Genomic DNA, 16,358 nt, shown 5'->3' with positions numbered 1-16,358 from the left:
CTAATCAAAATTAGTTTAGGGGATGAGTTGAGGTAGAAAGGATTGATCTATGTGGCTGAGGATTTTGGCGGCACGATTTTCCCAAGAGAACTGCTTAACAAAGTCAATAATTTCTGGATAACCAGCTATTTTTTTGGGATGTGTTGCTAATACTTGTTGCAGAGCAGCGGCAAATTTAGTTGGGTTATCTGGTTCACACCAAGCGGCAATAGCCGGAGTATTTTTAAACTCAGTTAAGGAGGGAATTTCAGTAGCAACAACGGGATTGCCAGAGGCTAGATAGTCAAATAACTTTAAGGGGGACGTAAAAGTTGCGGCTTTTCCTAAGCAATGAGGATGAGCCAAGATATCTGCTGCTTGTAGCAAAGATGATAACTCATTATGCAAGATATAACCTAAAAAAGTAATATTTTCTACTTGCTTGTCTTTTGCTAATTGTTGATAGTGTTCAACTTCTGCTGGTTTACCACCTGCACAGGCGAACTGCACATTTGGCATTTCTCTAGCTACTTCAATGAGTATATCAATACCTTTAAATTGCTTTAATGCTCCTGCATAGACAACCAATTTTGTTCGTTCGTCTTGCAATAATTTTTCACGCCATAATCTAGATTTTTCAGGTTGTCTTTCCATGAATAGGCGATTAAAACCATTGTGTAGAGTGATCACTTTTTCTGGTGGCATACCATTTTCAATCATGGTTTCACGGATGGTGTCTACTACTGTGATGGCAATTTGAAATAGGGGATTTTTGACGATTTCCGGCTCAAATTTCTTGTGATCGTGATGGTGATGTTCGTAGATTGCCGGAATGTCATTTTTGATAGCGGCTTTAATAAAATTCCAGTTACGACTATGAACAAGTTGGGTTGTTGGTTTTATATGAAGAGGTAAATAATACTTGGTGGCAATAGTATTGGAATTAGTAATTTTATTTTGCCAATTGTCAATTGGCCAAGGCATGGGTAAAGGAGCAACTTTTAATTTATCTTGTAAATTGTAGTAATTCACAAGTTTGGCTGGTATTTTTTGAGGTTGAAAAGGACGAGCTAGATACCAGGGATTTATAGCTGATAATCCTTTTTGAGGATAAACTAGTACGGTTGCATAATCTAAGTTAGCTGCCCCATTCGCAGCGTTAGTGGACTGAACTAGGTGCGCTTCTGGCTTTGGTAATTCTTCGTTAATAAAAAATATATAGTTTTTAGCTAAAATATTGTTTTTCATTGTTTTATATTTTAATGTTATCCTCAAATTTTTCTAGGTTGCCCAGAAGATAAATAGCAGATTCATATGCTTCGTTCAGTAGTTGATTTTGAAATTCTATTGGCTCTTCTACGTGATCAGCTAGTGTGCGGAGGCAAGCAAATATGGGATTCAAAGAGGAGCGAAATTCATCAAATAGATAAGTAAAGTTTTGATAATATGTGGTAATTCCACTGCGGTTCTGCTCGGCGATAGAGACTAACTGTCCTTTGATTTGTTTGTTAATTACATCATCGAAAACATCAACGGTGTTGATGATTCTCCATGCTGATTTGTAAGATTCTTCTAGTAATTCTTGACGCTCTTGGGAATCATCTACTAGATCATCAATTAATAAACGCATTAACCCAATCATGGAATTAAGTTGTGTGCGAATTTCATAAGATATCCGGAGTAAGCTTTGATTGCGTTTACCGGAAGTGTCAGAATTATTGGCAAATTGCATGGAACATAGCTGTGAATAGTATCCATCCTTTTTGAGCAGTTCTTCATGGGTTCCAACTTCGACAACACGACCTTGATCTAGGACGGCTATTTGATCGGCTTTACGGACTGTGGAAAGACGGTGAGCAATGACTAGGGTGGTGCGATTCTGACTGAGTTCATCGAGTGCAGATTGTACCAAGCGTTCGGAAACAGTATCTAAGGCGCTCGTAGCTTCGTCTAGGATGAGGATTTCTGGATTTTGAACTAGTGCGCGTGCGATCGCTAGTCTTTGTCTTTGACCACCGGATAACATCACACCGCGATCGCCTATCAGGGTATCAAATTGCTGTGGTAATTTGTTAATAAATTCATAAGCATTAGCTCGCTGTGCTGCTGTGATGATTTCTTCTTCTGTTGCTTCTGGTCTAGCATAGGCGATGTTATTCCGTACTGAATCATTAAACAAAAAAGTATCTTGACTAACAATTCCCATGTGTTTTCGCACAGAAGCTAAATCAAATTCCCGTAAATCTACATCATCAAAAGTAATACAGCCACTGGTTGGATCATAAAATCTTGGTAGAAGGTCTGCCAATGTCGATTTACCAGCACCAGAACCACCTACCAACGCTAAAGTTGTGCCACAAGGTAAATATAAGTTTATATCTTTCAATACCTGTTGTTTATTTCCAGTATATGCAAAAGAAATAGATTTAAAATGTACTCCCTTTTCTAAGCTTTTATAAGGGAGTTTACCATTACCCATAAATGGCTTATCTTCTAGCCTCAAAAATTCACTTACCATCTCTACGCTAGTAGCAGTACTGGCAAAATTGCTCCGCAGACCATTTAATTGAGAAATTAATGGTAGTAATCGCAATAGCACTAGTAAGTATGTCAGCAGTACGGTAGAAACGGCAGTAATTTGGTTTGCAAATAAAGTTTTACTCAGAAAAACAATTATCAATAAACAAGTGATGCCCATAAATTCGCTCAAGGGACCGATCGCTTGTGAATTAGCCTGAGAATCAAAATCTGCTTTTTCACGATCTTTAATCAGTTTTTGAATACGTTGATATTCTCTGGTTTCATTGCCTGTTGACTTGACTAACCTGATTCCATTCAAAATTTCTAGTACAGCAATTGAATATGCTTTAGATAGCTCACTGAGTTGTTTTCCAAATTTTTTGGAACGGCTAATAAAGTACTGATTCAGCAATGTCACTACCAACATTAAAGCTGTGGCAGCAATTGTTAATTGCCACGAGATGGACAATAATAAACCAATAAAAACTAAAATTGTAATTGACAGAGTAGTTAATTTGACTACATTACTTATAGCACTAGAGGCGCGACTCATTTCTCCGCCCAGACGGTTCATTAAATCGCCGACCTTCATCTTGGTGTAATAATCTATATCAACTTTTAATAAAATACTGAGTCCAGCTTCTCGCATATCTGATGTTAGCATCCGGGTGAGAGAACTAGATGTTAATGAACTAATGTATGCAAATAAATTCTTTAAAGCAATTGTGCCAATAACTGCTACTGCCATAACTGCAATTCGGTAATTTTCTGGCACACCATCAAATGGATTTAAGAGAATTTTGAGAATACCAGGAGCGCCTTTAAAGTCTATATTTTGTCCTACTATTTTTAAAATAACTGGCACAATTAGAGCCGTGCTAATGCCATTAAATAAAGCTCCAGAAAATCCTAATAATATTGTTGATACAATCAAAACTGGATAAGGTTTAGCAAATCTTAGTAGTAATTTTCTGGTAGACATAAGGTTTAATTAACATGAGAATTAAGTTATTTCTTACACCAACAATATATATGATCATTCTTTGAAAATTAATTATTTCTCAGAACTATCTATAAGTTGGTGATCACTGACTCAAGAACAGAGGACATTGAATTGATACTATATTTTTCTACACATCTTTCTCTTGCTTTAACCGCACGCTGATTGGCTGTATCTAAATCCTCAAATATCAATTTGATTTTTTCGGCAAGTTGTGCAGGCGCTTCAGAATCAACTAAGTAACCTGTTTCGCCTAGAATTTCAGGAATGTCTCCCACACGAGTTGCTAATATAGGTTTAGCCATTGCCATACCATCTGTTAACTTGAGAGGAAATTGAGCTAAAGCTGCGGGAGTATCCCTTTGTGGTACAACAATGATGTGTGCCGCTGCTACAATTTTAGGCATTTCTGTAGATGGATATTTTGGGAGTTTGATAATCCAACGTCCCCATTTTTCTGAGAGTTGAACATCATAATCATCATAAGGACTACCACCCACAATTACTAGTTTTAAATCTGGTTCATTGAGAATTTCAAGTGCCATTAATACATCTTCAACACCTTTATAAGGTCTAGGTGCGCCAGGAAACATTAAAATTTTATAACCTGACAGTCCATAATAGCTCCTACTTGCTTCAGGATCATAATAATTGGGATTAAACAGTTCTGTGTCTTTGCCATTGGGAATATATGTGCCGCCAAACTTATCTTGTAAAAATTTAGTATGGATTGTAATGGCATCAGCTTTGTGTGTCATCCTTTCAACTTTTTGCAAATAAAGCGGATGATCTGGATTTTTCAATGCTCCATCTGGTTTAAAAATATCCCGATAAATTTGCTTCCATGAGAAATTATATTGCCATTTTTCACCACCATACCAACTAAGTTCCCAGTCATCTATATCTAAAATTATTGGTTGCTTGGTTGTTAATTTTTGCAGTAATGCTAAACCAAAAGTTGTAGGTTTTGGTCTCATAGCATAAATGATATCGCCATCAAGTCTTTTCAGAAGCTGAGAAGCTGAGATCAGAAATTTTGGATAGTTATAGCCAGTAAAGTGATTAATCATAATTTCTGATTTCGGAATCACTGCGGTCTCTTGTCCAAAGACAAATCCTAAAATTTCTACTTGATGATTAAGTTTTTGTAGTGCTTGAGCTAACAGAAAGGAGCGGACAGATCCACCACCCCATCTTCCTGCTCCAGCACTCGATAAATCACTCACTAATATAGAAATTTTCAATTTTGGTATTTTCTCCTTTGACTGCAAGATTTTCAGATGTTTTTATTGTGCTACGATCTAAATCGCAAATGTTTCGTTACATACAGTAGTTATTATCTATCATAATTAATTAATAGTTTATTTTTTACGCCAGGGATTAGTTACTTGGTTGGGTAAAAATACTTGAGCTAATTTGTCAAATACTCTAGTATAAAGACTTCGAGTAATATTTTTAGCGTATTGAGGACGGTAAGGATAGGTACAATGTAGAACTTTGATTGGTGTATCAATCTGGTAGGCATCTTGCCATTTACTCATATAATTATAGGTGGGGGGTAATATTTTTATTTTTGGCTTGGTTGCGGCTATGGCTGAGGCAAAAGCACCTTGATCTTTGAGTAGTAATTGATCTTGGTTGTTTTTGACTATTTCAAAATAATGTTTAAATTCCTTAAAAAAGATGTGATTTTTTTCTGTTTTTGTAAAAGCGATTAAACCGCTATTGTACTGGATACTATCATTCTGTAGTGGTAAGTCTAAAGATTGCAAAATTGTGAGGACATGAGGTAAAAGTTCTTTTTGATTTCCTCGTAATAAATTCGTTGCTTTGGAAATAGCAGGTTGTACATCTTCTGTTAATAACAAATCATATTCATCTAAATGATTAAACACATCATTTAAGTCAGATAATAGACAAGTATCTGAATCTAAGTAAATGGTTTTATCAAATTCTGAGGCATCATACAAGGCTAGTTTAGCTTCTCGTGATGCTAAAACAGGATTTTCATTGGCTGGGGCTGGCTTCAAAATTATATTTTTAAATCTTGTTAGTAAGGGATACAAAGTTTTAGGAACTTGATCAATTAAAATAATTATTGGCTCCTGATGAAACTTTCTTACCGATGCTAAAAAATGAACACAATCTTGAAAAGGGTAAAGTCCTGTGAGAATTGTAATAAATCCTTTAGTTGCTGATCTCATAAAACCTTATTTTGTTTAAAACTAATTTAGTGTGTCCATTCCCAGAAACTTTTACTCCAGTCTTCGTCGTAAGAAAAAACTCCTTTCCATTGGTAAAAGTGGACAAAATCTTTTATTTTTGGTGATTTAGTGGTATTCCTAATCATATAAAGTGGTTTTTCTCCGTAGAATGAAGCCCACATAGTATATGAACTAGGAGGAGTAATAATATAATCACATTTAGCCAAAGAATACATATCTTCAATTATATGATTATTTCCATATACATAAGATAAATGTTGGAAATATTTTGGGTCTTGTTGATTATTTGAGCAAATCAAGAAAGTTACCTTTTGATTAGGAAAAAGCTCTATAACATCTTCCATGACTTTTAAATATTGTTCGACCGTATAAAAATATCTACCACCTTGATGCTTCTGATAATCTCCTTGACGAATATGTACCCCAATCACGATATCAGTTTGCTTACGAATACTAGAAATCAACGATGCTACATTTTCTTGATATTTTGCTAATGGTTGAAAATTGTCCAGATTTTGCAGATATTACTAACATAATGTATGTAGTTGCAATCTAGGTTAACATTGATTAATATTTAAACTTAATGTAAGTAAGTAAAGCTATAAGGCTCTACCGTACTTGTTATGCTAAATTACCAATCTATTAAGAGGGAACTCTTAGCAAAGTATAATTTTATATTATCATACCAGGTATAGTTTTATTTTTATTTAAATTATAAGTAATTATTTGCAGTTTTTTATGAAGTTCTGTAGATTACTTAGGCGAGTACTCAAAATATTTATACTCAATATTTACTTGGAATAGAGGCAAATGTCGTGCAGATCATAAGTTTGGCAGCACTTTCGGACAATTATGTATTTTTGCTACATGATAGCAAAAAAAACATTGCCGCAGTAGTCGATCCGGCAGATTCTCAATTGGTTTTGCAGCAATTAGCGCAACTTAAAGCGGAGTTAGTAGCAATTTTTAACACTCATCACCATCACGATCACGTAGGTGGTAATCAGCAGTTAATACAACAATTTCCTCAGGTAGTTGTTTATGGTGGTGTGGAAGATCGGGGGAGGATTCCTGGACAGCAGGTATTTTTACAAGATGGCGATCGCATCCAGTTTAGCGATCGCACCGCAGAAGTTTTCTTTGTCCCTGGACATACCCGCGCTCACATCGCTTATTACTTCCCCCCGACCACAGCAGATGAGACAGGGGAATTATTCTGCGGTGATACCATATTCAGCGGTGGTTGTGGTCGCTTATTTGAAGGTACACCAACACAAATGGTAGATTCTCTTACTAAACTCCGTAATTTACCAGATAATACTCGTGTTTGGTGCGCCCATGAATACACATTGGGGAATTTACGATTTGCTCTCACCGTTGATGGTGAAAATCCAGATTTACAAAGGCGTTTTGCCGAAGTAACAGCTATGCGTCAACACCAAAAACCGACTGTACCTTCAGTACTAGGAATAGAAAAGCTGACCAATCCCTTCTTGCGATGGGATCAACCATCATTACAATTAGCTGCAAAAAGTAGTGATCCAGTGCAAACCTTTGCCAGACTTAGAGCTATGAAAGACCAATTTTAAAGATTTTAGTAACTGCTGAAACTCTATAGTAGGAACAGATATTGTAGATTTTGGCAAATTAGAGTTGCGATCGCCCCCTATTTTCCGCTACGATCTGTAGGCTTTGGGGTAACTATGTAAAGTCGCTGGGAATCAAGCTACCATTTTGTAAGCTCTCCTGCTGATACCCAAGTCAATAAAAATTTTACAGGAAAAACGAAAGACAATGGCCAAACGTGTGCAGTTAATTTTGAATCAGGATATTTATAAGCTCGGCAAATCCGGCGACTTAGTGGATGTAGCTCCTGGTTATGCTCGTAACTACCTCATTCCTCAGAAAAAGGCAAATCATGCCACTCCCGGTCTTCTCAAGCAAGTAGAACGTCGTCGTGAGCAAGAACGTCTACGGCAATTAGAACTCAAACAACAAGCTTTAGAACAAAAAGCAACTTTAGAAAAAGTTGGTAGCTTGAAAATTGCCAAACCAGTTGGTGAAAATGAAGCTATTTTCGGTACTGTCACCACCCAAGATGTAGCAGAAGCAATTCTCGCCGCTACTAGTCAAGAAATTGATCGTCGTGGCATTACCATCCCCGATATTAACCACCTCGGTACTTATAAAGCTGAGATTAAGCTGCATTCTGAAGTAACAGCGCAAATTAATATCGAAGTTATTGCCAGCTAACGAGTACTGAGTACCGAGTACAAAGTATTAAGTACAGAGTATTGAGTGTCGAGTGGTTGACCGTGCCAATTTTGGATTTTGGATTTTGGATTATTTGTTTGGTACAAGCCCCGATCCTTGTTGGGTGGAACAAATCTAAAATAGCTTTCTCTAAAATCCCCAAGCTGTAACCCAAGAGTGAGTACAGTCAATCTAAAATCGCTTTCTCTAAAATCCAAAATTGATTGACTCTTCTACTCATTACTCGCTACTCGTTACTCATCGCTCTGTATTGACTTGCCCCTGCTCACAAATCCAGAATCGCTTATGGCTGAAGAACTGAGTTTTCAAGGTGATGGTAGCAATCGTTTACCACCCCAAAACATCGAAGCAGAAGAAGCGATTTTGGGGGGTATCTTACTAGATCCAGAAGCAATAGGTCGAATTCGCGATCGCTTGGCTCCCGAAGCATTTTATATTAGCGCCCACAGAGACATCTATCAAGCTGCGATCGCTCTCCATGCCCAAAATAAGCCCACAGATCTCCTTTCCCTCACCAGTTGGCTGACTGATAACGATAAACTGACCCGCATTGGTGGCAGAAACAAATTAGCCACTTTAGTAGACCGCACTGTCTCAGCAGTCAACATTGATGCCTTAGCAGGATTAGTCACAGAAAAATACCTGCGACGACAATTAATCAAAGCTGGTAATGAAGTTGTCCATCTTGGTTACGAAACCGAAACCGAATTACCAATTGTCCTCGACCAAGCCGAACAGAAAGTTTTTGGTGTTACTCAAGAACGTCCTCAATCAGGTTTAGTTCACATTTCCGATACCCTGATTAATGCCTTCCAGGAAATTGAAACTCGTCATCAAGGCATTGCATTACCCGGTATTCCCTGCGGTTTTTATGATTTAGATGCCATGACCAGTGGTTTTCAGCGTTCTGATTTAATTATCATCGCTGGCAGGCCATCAATGGGAAAATGCCTCAGTTACGACTCAGAAATCGTCCTAGCTGATGGGCAAATTACCACAATTGAAGAATTGTACAACCAACGTCAAGGTTCTTTATTGACGTTAAACAACGATTGGAAATTCACCTTTACCCAACCATCTGCCTTTGTAGATGACGGCATCAAACCTGTTTTTCGGGTAACAACTCGCTTGGGTAGGTCGATTGAAACTACCATTACCCACCCATATTTAACTATTAACGGCTGGCAAAGGCTAGAAAATCTGAAAATTGGTGATAAAATTGCCGTCCCTCGTAAAATTGATGTTTTTGGTAAAGAAACCCTCCGGGAATGCGAAGTCAAGTTATTAGGTTACTTGATTGGTGATGGTGGTTTAACTAACAGCACTCCAAGATTTACAAATAGCAACCCGTTACTACAAGCAGATTTTTCTCAAGCCATTACTGACTTTGGTGGTTTATCAGTAAGATGTGAAGATTCCCAAGGTCAAAGGACACCATCATTGTGTGTTCGAGGAAATTTAGAATTTATTGCTACTCAAAGAGAGTTGTTTGCCGAAAGCCTCAAAACCGCCATTAGTTCTCGTTCATTATCAGCTAAACAATTAAGCCATGAACTAGGCGTAAGTCCATCTTTACTTTGTATGTGGCAAAAAGGAGAATGTGTACCGAATTTAAACACTTTTCAGCTATTATGTAAAACTCTAAACATGGAGTTAGAGGAATTTGCACCTCATGGATTTACTAGTATCAGCCAGTCTAGTAAAAATGTTTTAACAATTTGGTTGGAAAAATTAGGTTTGTGGGGGAAAGATGCTCATGCTAAAACTATCCCCAAAATTATATTTAAATTAGAAAAATCACAAATCTCCTTATTCCTTAACCGTCTATTTGCTACAGATGGTTGGGCTACATTACTCGCTAGTGGACAATCACAGTTAGGCTATGCAACAGTCAGCGAGAAACTAGCAAGACAGATTCAACATCTGTTATTAAGATTTGGCATTATTGCCACCTTGAAAAAGCGCTCTGTAAAATATAATAATACTCGTAGACCTGCTTGGCAATTAGATATTACTGATGCCTTATCTATCAAGACTTTTATTTCAGAAATTGGTATTTTCGGTAAAGAAGAGGCATTAGCAAAGGTTACAGCAGCAATATCTACAAAAAGATATCAAACTAATCGTGACCTTATTCCTGTAGACATTTGGGAACAAATAGCAGTAGCCAAAGGTAGTGAAACTTGGAATAGTTTAGCTTACCGTGTGGGCATTAAAGGCTATAGCAATATGCACGTTGGTAAACGATCTTTAAGGAGAGAAAGATTGTGGATTTTAGCTACTGCCTTAGATAATTTATCACTTCAACAATTAGCAAGTAGTGATATTTATTGGGATGAAATCGTTGCTATTGATGCCGTAGGTAACAAGCAAGTTTATGATTTAACTATTCCAGAAACACACAATTTTGTTGCTAATGATGTTTGTGTACACAATACTGCCTTCTGTCTTAACCTAGCTCATAATATTGCGGCTGGTTATAAATTACCTGTTGCTGTTTTCAGTTTAGAAATGTCCAAAGAACAGCTAGTACAGCGATTATTAGCTAGTGAAGCGGGAATTGAAAGTGGTTATTTACGGAGTGGACGCATTAGCCAAACCCAGTGGGAACCTTTAAGCCGTGCCATTGGGATGCTTTCGGAAATGCCTATTTTTATTGACGATACCGCAAATATTACAGTTACACAAATGCGGAGTCAAGCGCGACGACTCCAAGCCGAACAGAATACAGAACTGGGCTTAATAGTTATAGATTACTTGCAATTGATGGAAGGTGGCGGGGATAATCGGGTACAGGAATTATCAAGAATCACGCGATCGCTCAAAGGTTTAGCTCGTGAGTTATCTGTCCCAGTTATCGCCCTATCTCAGTTAAGTCGAGGTGTAGAAGCCCGTACCAATAAACGCCCGATGTTATCTGATTTACGTGAATCGGGATCGATCGAACAAGATGCGGATTTAGTGATCATGCTTTATCGTGATGAATATTACTCACCGGATACCCCAGATCGCGGAATTACAGAAGTTATAGTAGCTAAACACCGCAATGGACCAACTGGGACTATTAAACTTTTATTTGATCCACAATTTACAAAATTCAAAAACTTAGCTAGACCAAATTATTAAAATAATTCGTAATTCGTAATTCGTAATTCGTAATTCGTAATTCGTAATTAAAATAATAATGGGCAATTGGTTATTGGTGATTGGAAAAAACTCTTACCCATTACCCATTACCCATTACCCATTACCCATTACCAAATTTTACTTAATCTCCAACAATTCCACATCAAAAATTAGAGTAGAGTAGGGTGGAATTACATTACCAGCACCACTAGCACCGTAACCTAACTCTGAGGGGATAATTAACTTCCGACGATCACCTACTTTCATAGTGCTGAGTCCTTCATCCCAACCTTTAATTACCTGTCCGATCCCAATTTTGAAACTGAAGGGTTGGCCGCGATCGCGTGAACTATCAAATTTAGTCCCATCTTCCAAAGTACCAGTATAGTGAACTACAACCGTTTTTCCCTTCTCAGGAGTTGCGCCACTTCCCTGTGCTAATTCAACGTACTTCAGTCCAGAGGGAGTAGTCACGACTTTCTCATCAGACATAATCTTGCTCGCTATCAGAGTATTATTTTCTGCAATTACAACAGTGGCTGCTGAAGGTGTTTGGGTTAATTTAGCAGCAATATCAGTCTCTTGTTTACCACCGACTTGCGCCAAAACTAAAGCCACAACACACACGAGCATGAACACCACGCTCAATAAAATTCCTTTCAAAATCATCCCTCCCTATATAGGTAATTAGGTAATTTGATTATTACCAACAGGACATCACTTAGTTTAAATCACAATAGACATCTTAACGCCAAAGCTTATTTTCTAAATCACGTACCTGACGCTCTAAACGATCAATTCTTCCTCGCAGTTCATCTACTTCTGACTGACGTGCAACTCCCAAATCTTGCATCATATTTCGCATTTGTCTTTGCATTTGCACTTCCCAGTTACCTTGATCTGACTTTAACTGCTGTACAATGTCGTCCATGACTGCTTTAGCTTGCTCAGGATTGAGCTTACCATCCTTCACGAGTTCGTCACTGACTTGCCGTAGTTTATCTGCTACCAAAGAGGTTGTACCAATACCCAGCATCATCAGCTGTTCTAACCAGTTGTTGCTATCCATAGTCTTTTCCTAATCATTTTATTTTTAACCAGCGAACCTTTTGCCCTCGAACGGACAAGTATTAACATTAGACTATGCGGGAAGCTTAGTGATTTGAGCTTACAGATATATTTTTTCAAACCCTCTTCCCTTATGCCTCTTGCCTTATCTTAAGGATAAATATTCACACTCACCTACTTATCTTAAGCTGATTATTTATCGCTTTTGGTGTCAGTCTCCCCAACTCCAAACCCTTAAACTCATTCTAAAACAGGGTTTTAGGTAACTGCCGGCTGCTGAGTGCTAATTAAGTTAATTCTTAATTGATTGATAAACTTTTAATAATTATTAATTAATTAATTTATGAGATTTATATTATCAACGTTCTGGACAGACTGAGAATGTGTTGATTTAGTCAGTCCTCGGATACTAATCTCTTAACAGTATTTTTCTGGGTTTGGTGAGGGCTGAGTTTAAAACAAATATATATAATATTGTGTTTGCGTATGTTATTTAGTACATACCAACCCACATAACGTCCTGTCCAGAGTATTGTATTAACTGTACTTATTGAAATACCTACGTAGGTAAAGATGTAATCATGATCATTAACGGTACTGCCAATAACGATGAATTATATGCTCAACAGGGTGATGAAGTCTTTGGCTTTGAAGGTGAAGACACCCTATATGCTGAAGGTATTTTGGGCAATAATACGCTTAATGGAGGAGAAGGTAATGATTTTCTGAGTGTGGTAGAGGGTGAAAATAATACGCTTAATGGTGGTAATGGCAACGATCGCTTATTTGTAGTAGAAGGAAACAATAACACACTTAATGGTGATGCTGGAGATGATGAGCTTTATGTCATAGAAGGCAGCTTTAATACCCTCAAAGGTGGGATTGGAAATGATTTTCTGAAGACATCTAGCCTAACCGGCAACAATACTCTAGAAGGTGGTGAAGGTCATGATACTCTGATTGGGTATTTATCGAGCGATCGCTTATTTGGCGATGCTGGAGATGATTCCCTATACGCTGGTAAACAAGGAAGTCAAATGACTGGCGGTGCTGGATTAGACCGCTTTTATTTTGGTAATGGTTCAGTTCCTGATGTCCCAGCAGAAGTATTAGATTTTACAACAAGTGTAGATAAAGTTGTCATTGCTGGCATCCCTCAAGTCCAGAATTTTGAAGATATCATCCTAGTGCAGGATGGGAATGACACAATTGTCAAAGCTTTGATCGATGGTTCTGAAAGAAGTTTTGGTATTTTAAAGAACGTCAATAAAGATACTCTTACAGCAGAAGACTTCGACTTTATCGTTCCTGTTTTCTCGATTACTGGCGCTTCCGCAGTTGAAGGTAACGCTATAACTTTCACCATTACCCGTACTGGTGATATTTTAATTGACCAAACAGTAACTGTATCCACATCTATAGGTACAGCTAGTTCCAGTGACTTCATTTCTAAAACCCAGGAGTTTACCTTTACTCAAGGAGAAACCCACAAAACCTTTACTGTTGACACAATTCAAGATGCCCTATTCGAGGGTAATGAAACTTTCACTGTCACCTTGAGTAATTCTACTAATGGTTCAGTGATTAGTTCTACCAATGGTACAGCCCAGGGAACTATTACCAATGATGATGCAGCGCCTGTATTTGCGATCGCATCAGCTTCAGCATTAGAAGGAAATGCGATCGCTTTCACCATCACTCGCACAGGAGATGCCCAAGCTTCCCAAAGCGTGACTGTATCCACATCTATAGCCACAGGAGATACAGCCAGCACTTCTGACTTCACCACTAATACTCAAACTCTAACTTTTGCTCAGGGTGAGACTCAGAAAACTTTTACCGTTCAAACCAATGAGGATCAATTGTTTGAGGGTAATGAAACCTTTACTGTCACCTTGAGTAATTCTACTAACGGTGCGGTTATTAGTTCTACCAATGGTACAGCCCAGGGAACTATTACCAATGATGATGCAGTAGCCGTATTTGCGATCGCATCAGCTTCAGCATTAGAAGGAAATGCGATCGCTTTCACCATCACTCGTACAGGAGATGCCCAAGCTTCCCAAAGCGTGACTGTATCCACATCTATAGCCACAGGAGATACAGCCAGCACTTCTGACTTCACCACTAATACTCAAACTCTAACTTTCGCTCAGGGTGAGACTCAGAAAACTTTTACCGTTCAAACTAATGAGGATCAATTGTTTGAGGGTAATGAAACCTTTACTGTCACCTTGAGTAATTCTACTAACGGTGCGGTTATTAGTTCTACCAATGGTACAGCCCAGGGAACTATTACCAATGATGATGCAGTAGCCGTATTTGCGATCGCATCAGCTTCAGCATTAGAAGGAAATGCGATCTCTTTCACCATCACTCGTACAGGAGATGCCCAGGCTTCCCAAACGCGTGACTGTATCCACATCTATAGCCACAGGAGATACAGCCAGCACTTCTGACTTCACCACTAATACTCAAACTCTAACTTTCGCTCAGGGTGAGACTCAGAAAACTTTTACCGTTCAAACTAATGAGGATCAATTGTTTGAGGGTAATGAAACCTTTACTGTCACCTTGAGTAATTCTACTAACGGTGCGGTTATTAGTTCTACCAATGGTACAGCCCAGGGAACTATTACCAATGATGATGCAGTAGCCGTATTTGCGATCGCATCAGCTTCAGCATTAGAAGGAAATGCGATCTCTTTCACCATCACTCGTACAGGAGATGCCCAAGCTTCCCAAAACATAACTGTATCGACATCTGTAGCTACAGGAGATACAGCCAGTACTTCTGACTTCACGGCTAAAACCGAAACTCTCACCTTTGCTGTTGGTGAAACTCAGAAAACCTTCACAGTAGCAACCACTGAAGATTTCCGAGTGGAAGAAAATGAAACTTTCACCGTGAACTTAAGTAATGCTACAAACAGTGCAACTATTAGTTCTACAAATGGTACAGCCAAAGGAACTATAAACGACGACGATATTTCCCTAGCCGTTATCACTAACAACAGCATCTTTAACATCAAAGGAACTGGTAATACAGTCAGACTCAAAGCCACTCTCATAGAACGCAATTCTAGTTTTGTTAATGAACTAGGTGTATTTATTGTTGACGATGCAGATGGTAGAATTAACGGTCTTGCACCAGGACAACAAGGTTACAACGAAGCAGCTTTAGAAAGAGCTAAAAGCCAAGGTAAAAGCATTTTTTCTGCTATTACCAATATTCCCAATGGGTTTAATACCGTTGATTTAATACGCCTACTAGAATTTGACTCTGGTAATTACTTGAAATTCTTTTTAGTAAAAGACGGTACAATCGACTCCTTCAGAGCTGGACTCACTCAAACCACCAACATTTTATTTGCTGATTCTTCAACCCAAATCATCACACAAGAAGAAGACAGTTTCACTATTTCCTGGAAAGAAAGCACCACTATTACAGAATTCAATTCTCTAAAAGTTAAGATTGAATCCACTGATGAATCCTTAACTCTAGGTACAGCACTACAAGGGGAAAACCAAGCAGAACTAATTGATTTAACAGATATAACAGGTCTGGTAAAAGCAGATTTTTCTGTCTTTCGGGAAGCCGCATACAATAACGAAGTTTACTTTTATGAAATAGATAATGCTCAGGGACAAATTAGCGGATTACAAGCAACTTCAGCTAATAGAGCAAATTACCTACAAGCAGCAATCAATAATCTGATTAAAGATGCAGAGACTGGTGAAACAATCAAATTCGCTGTTTCTAACCAAGGTCAATTCACAGACAGCGCCATGATTGCAGGTGGTTCAATATTAGCTCCCATGATCATTATCAATGGCACCCTATCTCAGCTAACTGATAACAACACCAGTAATGATCCTCAAGTTTACTTCCCCTATTTGGGAGTAAATTCCGATGGAATAGACCACATTCGCTTGTTAGCAGATAACACCTTTGGTTTTGAAGATCTACCAAATGGAGGCGATTTTGATTACAATGATCTGATTATCAAGTTTGATTTCAACATCGTTTAGTAAGAATTTAATGAAGCAGCACTAATTTATCATTACTCATAAATTAGGGAACACCAAAAAATAAATTACCCAAACAAAAACCGTAGGGTGGGTTAGCGACAGCGGAACCCACCATTATCCTTGAATTTATGGAG

At 38.1% G+C, this 16,358-nt stretch carries 12 protein-coding genes; 5 read left to right on the top strand and 7 right to left on the bottom strand.

Annotated features, from left to right (window positions below):
• Window positions 1-15 precede the first annotated feature (15 nt).
• The 5 genes from ACOWPH_RS11145 to ACOWPH_RS11125 all read right to left on the bottom strand — a co-directional run bounded on the left by ACOWPH_RS11145 (window position 16) and on the right by ACOWPH_RS11125 (window position 6,188).
• Window positions 16-1,227: a glycosyltransferase family 4 protein gene (locus ACOWPH_RS11145; RefSeq protein ID WP_015215454.1), complete on the bottom strand. Its 1,212-nt coding sequence runs from the start codon at window positions 1,225-1,227 to the stop codon at window positions 16-18.
• A gap of 4 nt (window positions 1,228-1,231) precedes the next feature.
• Window positions 1,232-3,481: an ABC transporter ATP-binding protein gene (locus tag ACOWPH_RS11140; RefSeq protein WP_015215453.1), complete on the bottom strand. Its 2,250-nt coding sequence runs from the start codon at window positions 3,479-3,481 to the stop codon at window positions 1,232-1,234.
• Window positions 3,482-3,570: 89 nt separating this feature from the next.
• Complete coding sequence (locus ACOWPH_RS11135) at window positions 3,571-4,743, bottom strand: glycosyltransferase family 4 protein (RefSeq protein WP_015215452.1); 1,173 nt, start codon at window positions 4,741-4,743, stop codon at window positions 3,571-3,573.
• A 117-nt stretch (window positions 4,744-4,860) separates the two neighbouring features.
• Window positions 4,861-5,703, bottom strand: a complete 843-nt coding sequence (locus ACOWPH_RS11130; RefSeq protein ID WP_015215451.1) for a hypothetical protein — start codon at window positions 5,701-5,703, stop codon at window positions 4,861-4,863.
• Window positions 5,704-5,729: 26 nt separating this feature from the next.
• Complete coding sequence (locus ACOWPH_RS11125) at window positions 5,730-6,188, bottom strand: alpha-1,2-fucosyltransferase (RefSeq protein ID WP_242043046.1); 459 nt, start codon at window positions 6,186-6,188, stop codon at window positions 5,730-5,732.
• A 351-nt stretch (window positions 6,189-6,539) separates the two neighbouring features.
• Between ACOWPH_RS11125 and gloB the strand changes: the two genes are divergently transcribed.
• From gloB to dnaB, 3 genes are all read left to right on the top strand, one after another.
• Window positions 6,540-7,313, top strand: coding sequence for a hydroxyacylglutathione hydrolase (gloB, locus tag ACOWPH_RS11120; protein WP_015215450.1), 774 nt, complete (start codon window positions 6,540-6,542; stop codon window positions 7,311-7,313).
• 205 nt (window positions 7,314-7,518) lie between these two features.
• On the top strand, window positions 7,519-7,977 hold the full coding sequence (gene rplI / locus ACOWPH_RS11115) for a 50S ribosomal protein L9 (RefSeq protein WP_015215449.1): 459 nt from the start codon (window positions 7,519-7,521) through the stop codon (window positions 7,975-7,977).
• A 306-nt stretch (window positions 7,978-8,283) separates the two neighbouring features.
• Window positions 8,284-11,124 (top strand): replicative DNA helicase, encoded by a 2,841-nt coding sequence (gene dnaB, locus ACOWPH_RS11110; protein ID WP_015215448.1) that lies wholly within the window; start codon window positions 8,284-8,286, stop codon window positions 11,122-11,124.
• Between the two features lie 138 nt (window positions 11,125-11,262).
• Here dnaB and ACOWPH_RS11105 read toward each other — a convergent pair whose 3' ends face one another.
• Window positions 11,263-11,787, bottom strand: a complete 525-nt coding sequence (locus ACOWPH_RS11105; RefSeq protein WP_042466049.1) for an FKBP-type peptidyl-prolyl cis-trans isomerase — start codon at window positions 11,785-11,787, stop codon at window positions 11,263-11,265.
• Window positions 11,788-11,869: 82 nt separating this feature from the next.
• Entirely contained in the window at window positions 11,870-12,193 is a 324-nt protein-coding gene (locus ACOWPH_RS11100) for a phasin family protein (RefSeq protein WP_015215446.1), read from the bottom strand.
• Between the two features lie 580 nt (window positions 12,194-12,773).
• On the opposite strand from ACOWPH_RS11100, the gene ACOWPH_RS11095 reads away from it, so the two are divergent.
• Both ACOWPH_RS11095 and ACOWPH_RS11090 read left to right on the top strand, forming a co-directional pair.
• Complete coding sequence (locus ACOWPH_RS11095) at window positions 12,774-14,651, top strand: Calx-beta domain-containing protein (RefSeq protein ID WP_422665723.1); 1,878 nt, start codon at window positions 12,774-12,776, stop codon at window positions 14,649-14,651.
• Window positions 14,602-16,224, top strand: coding sequence for a Calx-beta domain-containing protein (locus tag ACOWPH_RS11090; RefSeq protein ID WP_422665722.1), 1,623 nt, complete (start codon window positions 14,602-14,604; stop codon window positions 16,222-16,224). Before ACOWPH_RS11095 ends, ACOWPH_RS11090 begins: the two co-directional genes overlap by 50 nt.
• The last annotated feature ends 134 nt before the right edge of the window (window positions 16,225-16,358 follow it).

The organism is Anabaena sp. PCC 7938 (assembly GCF_049315035.1).
GTDB classification, from domain to species: domain Bacteria; phylum Cyanobacteriota; class Cyanobacteriia; order Cyanobacteriales; family Nostocaceae; genus Anabaena; species Anabaena cylindrica.
Note: the sequence above shows the minus strand (reverse complement) of the source record. Positions and strands in the feature narration are given on the sequence as shown.

Excerpts from the sequence above, each read along its gene's own strand:
- ACOWPH_RS11145 (WP_015215454.1), bottom strand. The coding sequence starts at position 1,227 with ATGAAAAACAATATTTTAGCTAAAAACTATATATTTTTTATTAACGAA.
- ACOWPH_RS11140 (WP_015215453.1), bottom strand. The coding sequence starts at position 3,481 with ATGTCTACCAGAAAATTACTACTAAGATTTGCTAAACCTTATCCAGTT.
- ACOWPH_RS11130 (WP_015215451.1), bottom strand. The coding sequence starts at position 5,703 with ATGAGATCAGCAACTAAAGGATTTATTACAATTCTCACAGGACTTTAC.
- rplI (WP_015215449.1), top strand. The coding sequence starts at position 7,519 with ATGGCCAAACGTGTGCAGTTAATTTTGAATCAGGATATTTATAAGCTC.
- dnaB (WP_015215448.1), top strand. The coding sequence starts at position 8,284 with ATGGCTGAAGAACTGAGTTTTCAAGGTGATGGTAGCAATCGTTTACCA.
- ACOWPH_RS11100 (WP_015215446.1), bottom strand. The coding sequence starts at position 12,193 with ATGGATAGCAACAACTGGTTAGAACAGCTGATGATGCTGGGTATTGGT.
- ACOWPH_RS11095 (WP_422665723.1), top strand. The coding sequence starts at position 12,774 with ATGATCATTAACGGTACTGCCAATAACGATGAATTATATGCTCAACAG.